This is a genomic window from Allocoleopsis sp., from assembly GCF_036703385.1.
Lineage (GTDB): Bacteria > Cyanobacteriota > Cyanobacteriia > Cyanobacteriales > Coleofasciculaceae > Allocoleopsis.
This window is the reverse complement of sequence record NZ_DATNPA010000799.1, coordinates 1-10,820: the sequence shown is the minus strand read 5'-3', so window position 1 is coordinate 10,820 and position 10,820 is coordinate 1. Positions and strand designations below refer to the sequence as shown.

The 10,820-nt window shown below is 46.9% G+C and carries 6 protein-coding genes; 4 read left to right on the top strand and 2 right to left on the bottom strand.

Features of this window, described 5'->3' with window-relative positions; all coding sequences use genetic code 11:
• Together V6C93_RS37115 and V6C93_RS37110 are read right to left on the bottom strand one after the other, a co-directional pair.
• Positions 1-1,345 (bottom strand): tetratricopeptide repeat protein (locus V6C93_RS37115; protein WP_333481714.1); only part of this gene is annotated, 1,345 nt, incomplete at its 3' end.
• A gap of 266 nt (positions 1,346-1,611) precedes the next feature.
• Complete coding sequence (locus tag V6C93_RS37110; protein ID WP_333481713.1) at positions 1,612-3,861, bottom strand: caspase family protein; 2,250 nt, start codon at positions 3,859-3,861, stop codon at positions 1,612-1,614.
• Between the two features lie 738 nt (positions 3,862-4,599).
• Here V6C93_RS37110 and V6C93_RS37105 point away from each other — a divergent pair.
• From V6C93_RS37105 to V6C93_RS37090, 4 genes are all read left to right on the top strand, one after another.
• Entirely contained in the window at positions 4,600-5,091 is a 492-nt protein-coding gene (locus V6C93_RS37105; protein ID WP_333481712.1) for a thioesterase family protein, read from the top strand.
• Between the two features lie 845 nt (positions 5,092-5,936).
• Positions 5,937-8,414 carry a phosphoketolase family protein gene (locus V6C93_RS37100; RefSeq protein ID WP_333481711.1) on the top strand — a complete coding sequence of 826 codons (2,478 nt, stop codon included), beginning with the start codon at positions 5,937-5,939 and terminating at the stop codon, positions 8,412-8,414.
• A 126-nt stretch (positions 8,415-8,540) separates the two neighbouring features.
• A complete protein-coding gene (locus V6C93_RS37095; protein WP_333481710.1) occupies positions 8,541-9,224 on the top strand; it encodes a gamma-glutamylcyclotransferase in 684 nt (227 codons plus the stop codon).
• Between the two features lie 720 nt (positions 9,225-9,944).
• The coding region (locus V6C93_RS37090; protein WP_333481709.1) for an MFS transporter at positions 9,945-10,820 on the top strand (876 nt) is incomplete at its 3' end.

Sequence of the window (10,820 nt, the reverse complement as noted above, 5' to 3'; positions counted from 1 at the left end):
GATCGCGATTTTTGATTTCCCGTGCGATGGTTAACGCTTGTTGATAATAATCAAGTGCTTTCTGGTCGTCATTTAAGTGATAGTGGTAAGTATCGCCCATGTTTTCTAGAGTTTGAGCTTGAGCATCCTGATCTTTACTTTCTTTAGCAGCAACTAAAGCTTGTTGATAGTATTCAAGGGCTTTTTGAAAGTTATTTGAGTTGTAGAAAATATTTCCTAGAGAATCAAGAACATAGGCTTCAAGCTCGCGCTTTTTAGTTTGTCTTGAAATCGCTAAGGCTTGCTGAAAAAAATCAATCGCTTTTGGGTGCTCATGCAAAGTGTGATAAATATTTCCAAGATTGGCTAAGGCTTTTCCTTCTCCTGCATGGTCTTTTAACTCTCGTGCAATTTTCAACGCTTGCTGATAGTAATCAATCGCTTGCGGATAGTCTTTCAGAGAAAAGTATGCCGAGCCTGTATCATGCAAAGCATTCCATTCAAGTTCACGATTTTTGATTTCTCGTGCTACGCTCAAAGCTTGCTGCTGGTAATCAATCTCTTTGGTATAATCTTTCAGGTTGTCGTAAGCGTCTCCCAGACTGTTTAAACACCATCCTTCTTGTTCACGGTCTTTGATTTCTCGTGCGATTGTTAAACTTTGTTGGTAATAATCAATTGCTTTCGGGTAGTCTTTTAACCCCGAATAATCCAATCCCACGTCTCTTAGAGCTTTTGCTTCTAATTTGCGGTTTTTAATTTCCCGCGCGCTCGTGATAGCTTGCTGATGGTAATCAATTGCCTTTTGATAGTCTTTTAAAGAATAGTAAGCATTGCCTAAATCGCGTAGAGCATCGGATTCAAGTTCGCGATTTTTAATTTCTCGTGAGATGGCTAGAGATTGCTGCTGGTAATCAACCGCTTTTTCGTATTCATTTAGAGCATCATTGTAAGCGTCCCCCAGCTTGTTTAAAGAACTGCCTTCTAGTTCGCGGTCTTTAATTTCGCGGGCAATAACCAAGCTCTGCTGATAAGATGCGATCGCGTTATCATCATCGTTCAGGTCAAGGTAGGCATTCCCCAAACCTTTCAGCGCCTTTCCTTCTCCTTGGCGGTCTTTAATTTCTCGATAAATAGTCAGTGCTTGTTGGAAAGACTTCAACGCCGCTTCATCTTGGTTGTCATCCACCTGTTTAGTCCCTCGCTCCCAAAAGCTATCTGCCTCAGCCTTGCGGTTTTGGCTCGTCTGCGCTTGTGCTTGGCTGCTAGAGATTCCTGGGAGAGTTTCTGCGGGTGGTAAAGGAGAAGCCAGAGAAATGAGCAGTGTGGTAATAATCAGACTCAAGTATTTTAAATGGGGATACATAGAAGCAACCTTTCCGAAAAGCGCGAGTAAATAACGTATATATACGTCCTATATAAGTCTTATCGTCCTACTTTGGGAAAGTTATGCAACAACATTTAGCCGTAGAGAGGTCTGCAACATCCAGGCACATCCCCTACCAAATCCGGATGGAGTACTCCCTTTTTAAAGAACCAAAGAGAAGAGCCTGAGAGTTTACTGAGTAGAGAACTCTGAGCAAATAAAAGAGATAAGAGGGGTTATCAAGGCAGATTTGGTAAGATAGGAAGTTAAACGACTTCAAACAAAATTGACATGACCGCTAACTGGGTCGTATCGAGCCTACGAACGCTCTGGTTAGTTACTGTAATAGCAGTGTTAATGTAATTACCTGTATCCAAGTCATCGAGCAAATTAGCAACCACATCCGTTGAATCGTTGGGAGCATTCAAAGCAATAGGCCCCCGTTGCTGTCCTCCTCGTTGTGCGATCGCACGCAAGGACAATAGCGTTTTTCGCAGTGGCTTGCTACTCGCGATAATCAAAACTTCTGCCACTCCTTTGGGTTCTTGAGTGACGAGACTAAAGTTATCTTTACTGGGGTCAGGAACAAGTAGTGTTTGCCCCGCTTCTACCCGTGTAATCTCCTCTTTTGCTGCCCACTGATTGGGAAAGATAATCGATATCTCCCTAGTGGAGTCAATCACCAAAATACTGCAATAAAGGGGGCGAGGCTCATGGTTCGCAATATGCAACTGAACGCGCTTTTGTATCGGTAGAACGGGCATAGTGCCAGCATATTCCACTTGGGCACTCATTTCCTGCCCTGGCACTGCACCCTGGCTAGAACCTCGAATAGCAAAGGCTTGTGCGATCGCACCCTGAGGGTTGTCCTCTTGCCTCATCCAGGCTTTCACGTTCAACCGCGAGGAATTGGGATTGAGCGCTAGTTTCACCATCCGAGTTGCTAGCAGGGATTTGAATTTGGGCTGGAGGCGATTGATAGCTGCGATCGCACTTTCTCCACTTTCTCCAAAGCTGCCAGGAACCAGCACTCGTCCGGGTAAGAGTAAGCCTATACTCCCAATGGGCGGAAGCGCTCTGCCTTGCGGTTGCTTGGATATTTGGCGATCGCGACGCGTTATACAACCCAGAATGTAATCAATCTCACCTTGTCCGGAGGATAAGATTTCGATAAATTTAATCGATTGTAAAGCCTGTTGCGCCTCAGCTAAGTTATTCCCCAATGAGCGATCAAGGCCAAGGCGTAAGGTCAACTGATCGGGAATCCCGCGCATACGCTCCTGGAGTAAGGCTCCAACTTGAACCTCCTTGGGTGATGCCTTGATGACTTTGCCCACCCCCACTAATCCGACGCGGGATTCTATGTCTATCAGTCCTTGCGCATGGCCTGCCTTATCTACAATTGTTAAAGTTGCGCCTTGATTGAATGCCCGTAGACTCTGCGGCTCGATGCCACCGAGCCATAATTTTACAGTTTTACCCTCGATTTGAGTAATCACCGCTTCCGCCGGAGGTGTGTAGCGTTCTAGGAAATAGATAGGGCGCTTTTCATTCCCACTGTTGGACTTAACCACCAATTGGGGGATTTGAGTGGTAGAAGATAGGGGTGTAAGACCACGAGAGATATTAGCGATCGCACTTCTAGCCCACTCATTCCCCGTCTGTTGCCAGAGATACTGAGTCATGAGATAAGTAAACGTTCCAGCACAAAAGCCACTAAAGATTCCATCAGCAGCAAGTTGCTCTCGCTGACTGGAAACCAGCAACATTCCCTTGGGGATTCCAGTTCGCCGCCGCTCTCTAAACTCTGAGGGCGAAAGACTCAGCCGTCCTAGCCATTGTTGCTGGTAGGCTTTCTCTTGGGCGTTAGGTTGCGGTCTACTGCCACTGCGCGATTTTCCTGTAGAAATACTCGGTGAAGAGGAACCCAACTCGCTGCTTATGATATCGCCAGCGTGACTAGCATCAATGACAACCGTGACATTTTCCGTCTTCAATGCGGCGATAAGCAACCAAAGCGTGTATCCCATAATATCCGGTACCGAGCGCTCAAGGTGCCATGAGCTATCCACAGGAACCAGCGTACTATTGAGGCAATCGGCAGAGTCGCAGTCTGGGTCAGCGATCTGAGAACCGTATCCTGAAAAGTGAAACACTACCACATCCCCTGGCTGTGCTTGTTCGATCAGATGTTGTTCAAATGCCTCTAAAATGCCCTGCCGTGTCGCTTGAGTGTCGGTCAAGATGAGAATATCCTGAGGATTAAAGCCAAAACGGTAAATGAGTAGCTGCCGTTGCAATTCGACATCCGTGAGGCACCCTCTTAAGGAAGGAAATCTTCTATTATTAACATAAGCATTAATACCAACGAGCAAGGCCAGTTTGCGGGGTGTACTTTGTGTGAGAGCTTGAGCAGAGGGATTACCCTGTGGTAAATCAAGTTGACCTAAACTCAAGGTTGACAGAGTAGATGCGCCAATGAGTTGCAAGAATTTGCGCCGCTTGATGGAAGACATACGTACCTCTTCCCTAAGATGGGTGACGAGCGTGGTGTGAGTTTGGAATCTCTAGAGAGCTAAGTGTGCTTTTACGCTCTATGTCTCAACCTTGGGAGCTTATGCAGGAAAATTTGGCAGTAGTCTCATCGAGTGCAACTACCTGAATAATACTTATTCACGGTGAAGATAGGCAATGCAGATACCAGCACTCAATCTCCCGTTTTACCCCCCTCCATGTTGGAATTCTTGGTAGTGTTTAGAAGCTAGCTACCTATTTAGACATAGGTCTTAAAGGAGGGGATAAATAATGAAAAGACTCTTAACTTTGGATATTAGCTTGCTGTCCTATCAGTTGGCCTTACCCCTGCTTTAAGCAGGGGTAAATATACTCGATAATTGTACAAAACGCAAAAATAGCCCCTAGCAAGGGCTAGGAGCCTGTTGTCCTATCAGAAGCAATAACCTAATGGCTAGGGGCTTGCCTGTACCATTACTTTATGTAATGCCGGTAAAAAGCTACATCTACCTTAAGAGTAATATTAAGTAATATTTACTTGAAAAGATTGTGTCCGATTATACTCAGTTCCTTTACAATTCCCTGGGAGATAAGCGGTAGAGAACAGGGTTCCCTACGACGCCAACATTAGGCAAGACAACATCGTTGCAGCCATCGTTAACTCTTTTGCATAATCAATAGATGGATAAGCCGACTGCATCAGTCCCTGCCGTACTCAATAGACGAGGACAAGTTATCACATGTTGGAAGACCCACAAACCTCAGCCCAACTACCACCAAGCGGTGAGATTCAAAACTATTCTCTAACAGCCACTACTGAGAACTGGTTTGAATATCTCGTGCGGGCACACCCCAACCATACTGACTATTCAGGTGTCGTCTGGCATGGTACCTATGTTGCCTGGATGGAAGAAGCACGAGTTGAATGCTTACGTTCAATCGGCATCGACTATGCTGACTTAGTCACGTTGGGATGTGAGTTACCCGTCGTAGAACTTGCCATACGCTATCACCGATCGCTTCGGATGGGAATGGCAGCCGTTGTCAAAACCCGCATGGCAGAGATGGAAGGTGTCCGAATCAACTGGGATTATGAGATTCGATCGCTAGACGGAGAAGAACTCTACTTAACAGGTCACGTTACACTAGTTGCCATTGATCGTGAGAAAGGCAAGATTTTGCGACAGCTACCATCAGCCATGAAAGATGCGCTGGTGAAGCTTTCCCTGTAAAGCGGGGAATCGGGAATCGGCAAGGTCGAGTAGGGTTCTTCCGACTCCGACCAAGACCGTCGCCATAAAGGGCAAGGCTTACAGCCCAAGGTAAGACAGACTCACAGAAGAAAGAATCGGGAACCGTTGTTCCTCACTATTTCCTATCTCTGGTAAGTTAGAGTGCTGAAAATAGTAATTTTGCTGGCTCATATAGATGAGCCATTTTTTAACTTAATTTACTGTATAAAATTAAAACCTCTTTAATGTATAGGACGATACATTTATTGAGCGTTCTATTGTCTAGAGATATACATAGGTCTAACAGAAAAAGTCATCTATTAACTCTTCATAGTAGCCTGGTTTTATCTTAAAAACCTCTCTAATTGCAGATGTTTCACATTCTACTTTTAACTAACTGACAAATAATTTTCGTGAACACTGATTTATCAGCTGTCTACTTAAGTTTTTCTTAATAGAATTGAGACAAAAGACAAATTAAAGTCTTTTTAGTTTCGGCAAATATAGACTGGTAAAGCATCTGTCTTGTGATTGGGAAAGGAATCCCTTACTTAGATGCAGTACGAGCTGTTGGGAATATCCGAAACGACTAAAGTGAATAGGTCAAAGCGAGGGCAGTTGGCCATCAAACCGAGGTTTAAACTAGCTTTAAAATGGTTCATTGGATAGGGGCTTAAGTAGTGTTCGTCAAAATTGAAGCTACTTAAGCCCTTGGTGCTAAATCAGCGATCGCACCACTTTGTCATTGACCAAGAGGTCATTGCTCATTTTTTGACTAGTCCTGAATCAACAAGCATTAACCTAACTGCTTCAAAATCGCATATATCAAAAGGCAGAAATTAAGCATGATTCAAGCGACCGCTCCTAAACTACAACAAGGCCCCTTGTCCCCAGAAGAATTAAGCAAGATGAACGCCTACTGGCGTGCAGCTAACTATCTTTCTGTGGGACAAATCTATTTATTAGACAATCCGCTCCTGAAAGAACCTCTGAAACTAGAGCATGTTAAGCCTCGGTTACTCGGACATTGGGGTACGACTCCGGGTCTCAACTTCATCTACGTTCACATGAACCGGGTGATTAAAAAATATGATCTAGACTCCATCTACATTGCAGGGCCGGGGCATGGAGGTCCGGGCTTAGTGGCGAACACCTACCTGGAGGGTACCTACAGCGAGTACTACCCCAACATTTCCCAAGACGCTTCAGGAATGAAGAAGCTGTTCAAGCAGTTCTCCTTCCCGCGTGGCATTCCCAGCCACGTCGCTCCGGAAACTCCGGGTTCCATCCACGAAGGCGGTGAACTGGGTTATGCGGTTTCTCATGCTTACGGGGCAGCTTTTGATAATCCTGATCTGGTGGTTTGTTGCGTCGTGGGGGACGGGGAAGCTGAAACCGGGCCTCTGGCTACAGCTTGGCACTCCAATAAGTTTCTCAACCCCGTAAGGGATGGTGCAGTACTACCTATCCTGCACCTAAATGGCTACAAGATTGCTAACCCGACAATCCTGTCGCGAATTAGTCATGAGGAGTTAGAAAGCCTGTTCGTTGGTTATGGCTACAAGCCCTACTTCGTGGAAGGTTCCGATCCGGAAGCCATGCACCAATTGATGGCGGCTACCCTCGACACCGTCACCGAAGAAATTAAAGCCATTCAACACAATGCTCGTGTTAATGGTAATACCAAGCGCCCTCAGTGGCCGATGATTATTTTGCGATCGCCCAAGGGTTGGACAGGACCAAAGGAAGTGGATGGCAAGAAAACCGAGGGTTTTTGGCGATCGCACCAAGTCCCCTTCGCAGAACTGGCAAGCAAGCCAGACCACATCAAACTCCTCGAAGACTGGATGAAGAGTTACAAGCCAGAAGAACTCTTCGATGAGAATGGCAAGCTGATTGATGAACTGGCAGAACTAGCTCCCAAGGGACAACGGCGCATGGGTGACAACCCCCACGCCAACGGTGGCATCCTGCTCAAAGACCTGAAGATGCCCGACTTTCGGGATTATGCGATCGAGGTGACCAATCCCGGCACCACCTATGCAGAAGCTACTCGCGTCATGGGAGAATTGCTGCGGGATGTGATGAATCGCAACCAGGAGCGGCGGAACTTCCGGATCGTGGGCCCGGACGAGACAGCTTCCAACCGTTGGGGCGCTGTGTTTGAGGCAAGCGATCGCACTTGGATGGATGAAACCTACTCCTACGACGATCACCTTTCTCCCGACGGTCGGGTGATGGAAATGCTTAGCGAACATACCTGCCAAGGCTGGCTGGAAGGTTACTTGCTCACAGGGCGACATGGCTTCTTCTCCTGCTATGAAGCGTTTATCCACCTCGTTGACGCGATGTTCAACCAGCACGCTAAGTGGCTTGAGAGTTGCCGACACATTCCCTGGCGTAGACCCATTGCCTCTCTCAACTACCTGCTGACCTCCCACGTCTGGCGGCAAGACCATAATGGATTTAGCCACCAAGACCCTGGCTTTATTGACCATGTAGTCAACAAGAAAGCAGCGGTGATTCGGGTTTACCTGCCGCCGGATGCCAACACCTTGCTGTCAGTGACCGACCACTGCCTGCGTAGCCGCCACTATGTCAACGTCGTCGTTGCCGGAAAACAACCTGCGTTGCAGTTCTTAGATATGGATGCTGCTGTCAAGCACTGCACTCATGGTGTCGGGATTTGGGAATGGGCAAGTAACGACCAAGACAGTGAACCGGATGTGGTGATGGCGTGTTGTGGCGATATTCCTACTTTAGAAACTCTCGCTGCCGTTGACTTGCTACGCCAGCACTTCCCCGATCTGAAAGTACGGGTGGTGAATGTGGTGGACTTAATGAAACTCCAGCCGGAGACCGAACATCCTCACGGTCTTTCTGATAAAGACTTTGACTCCATCTTTACGACCGACAAGCCCATTATCTTTGCCTTCCACGGCTACCCTTGGCTGATTCACCGTCTGACTTACCGCCGGACAAACCACAAGAACCTCCACGTCCGAGGTTACAAGGAAGAGGGGACAACGACCACGCCCTTTGACATGGTTGTCCGGAACGATATGGATCGGTTCCATCTGGTGATGGATGTCATCGATCGCTTACCAAAACTTCAGTATGTTGGGGCACATGTAAAACAGATGCTCCGCGACAAGCTTGTCGAGCACGTCCATTACATCTCCAAATACGGCGATGATATGCCGGAGATTCGCGACTGGAAGTGGCCTTACTCCGGCGGTGCTCATCTAGAAAAGCCGAGTGAAACCAAATCAACGGATGCAGCCGATGAAGGGGGAACTGTGCGATCGGGTGCTCCTTCCTAGTTAGTAGCCGATAGCGATTCCTTAGTTAGTGCAAAATAATCTGTAGGGGCACGACATATCGTGCCTCTACCTTATAAGGCTGTTCTGCTTGGACTAGACCCCAAAATAACGAAATTTCCTTGTGTCATGTCACTAACACGCTCTGACCTCGAATCCAGACGCTTACAGCAGCTCATCTTGCAGGCTGGAGGAGGGGTTAATTTCCTCAGTGAAGCCCAGTTGCAAGAGTCAATGCGCCAAACTCTTGGGCAACTTGAGTCATCTTCCGATGTCTGGATTTTCGCTTATGGGTCACTGATCTGGAACCCTATTTTCAGATTTGCCGAACAGCGCGTCGGAACAATTTACGGGTGGCATCGCCGCTTTTGCATGTGGGTACCAAGAGGTCGTGGTACTCCAGAGAATCCAGGATTGGTACTGGGTTTAGATTACGGTGGGAGTTGTCGCGGTATTGTCTACCGAATCGCGGCTAATGATGTACCGTCGGAACTACTGCTGCTTTGGCGACGGGAAATGGTTGTGGGTTCTTACATTCCTCGTTGGGTACGGGTATTTGATGGTACACAAAAACTAGATGCGATCGCATTTATCATCAACCGCCGCCATCGGGCTTATGCGGGTAATATTTCGCTGGAAACCACAGTTAAGAGCATTGCTACAGCTACTGGAGAACTGGGTTCTTGTGCTGACTACCTCATGCAAACTGTCAACGGACTGATGACAGCAGGCATTCAAGATAAGCCACTACTTCGCTTGCACAAGCGCGTTTTAGCACTACAGAATGGAAGAGCCAACCCTGGACAGCTGTAAATTTTGAGAGAACGGTTTTCAACACCTCTTCCTGTTTAACCTCTCTCCTGACTTGGAGCAAGAAATCAATTGAAACTCTTCAATATTTATTTTAATTCTTTCAATTTAACAGCTTAATTCACAACTATTTTATCATGACTATGTATATTGATTTGTTAATTTAAACAACCTAAAATTCATTAAATTACCCTACATTTTATATCTTTTCTATATCGTGAGAGGGATTGTAGCGAAATTTTCTCATGATATAAAAGAATTCTTGCTATAGGCATTCACGGAAAAAGATTGAGTTATCTCCTTCTAAGAGCGAGTGCCATTTTGTATGGTTTTGAATCCGAAGGACAGATTGATTGGGGTTGCTTTGTAGGTGACCTTGATGGTATCTGACTAAAACGTTTCGTCAACTAGATATGGACTTGAGATGCGATCAGCTGGCTTCATTAGCAAGCGGCTAAGTTCTCAGCGGTAAATGTTCGCGAGCGCAGTGCATCAAGCAAGAGCAAAAGCTATGCCTTTGGGCGTATCCCTTGGCAGAGCATCGCTTTGACCTTGGCGCTGTTTGCGGAGCATGTGTTCACCCAAGCTCTAAATCTCACGTAGGCGCTGCGCTGCTGCTGTGGGTGCAACTCGTAAGTTCTAAGTCAGGCTAAACCCAACTTAACAAATTAGGCCGCTCAAACCAATCTAATCCGTCTATTACACCCAAATAACAATGAAATCATGTTTACTCAAAAAAATGATATTGTCGCTCAACCCAAGATTTCCTACGTCATCCTGATTGCTTGCGCAGCTGCGCTCGGTGGCTTTTTGTTCGGATTTGATACGGCTGTGATCAATGGTGCAGTGGGAGCACTACAAAAAGCCTATAACGCCAGTAGTGGGATGACGGGTTTTGCGGTCTCCTCTGCTTTGTTAGGTTCTGCACTGGGAGCCTTCTTTGCGGGACCGTTTGCCGATCGCCAAGGACGCATTAAGACAATGGCGATCGCTTCGGTTTTCTTTACCCTAAGTGGTATTGGTTCCGGTATGGCATTTGGCATCTGGGACTTCATCTTCTGGCGTGCCTTGGGTGGAATTGCAGTGGGTATGGCTAGCGTGATTGCACCTGCCTATATTGCAGAGGTGGCTCCTGCTCACTTACGAGGAAGACTGGGTTCGCTCCAACAAATGGCTATTGTAGTCGGTATTTTCATTGCACTGTTGTGTGACTACTTCATCGCTTTGGGAGCAGGCGGGTCAGCTGAGGCACCATTTTGGTTTGGAGTCCCGGCTTGGCGCTGGATGTTTTGGTCGGAAATCCCGCCAGCTGTACTCTACGGGGTAGCGGCTTTGATGATTCCCGAATCGCCTCGATATTTGGTTGGTCAGGGTCAAGACCGCAAAGCCGCTGACATTCTCGCCAAGGTTGTGGGGGGTGACGTGATCTCCAAAGTCGAGGAAATCCGTCAGACGGTTAGCAGAGAAGACAAACCCAAGTTTTCAGACCTTTTGAGCCGCAGTGGTGGACTACTTCCAATTGTCTGGGCTGGCATGGGTCTATCCATCCTTCAGCAGTTCGTTGGCATCAATGTCATCTTTTACTACAGCAGCATTTTG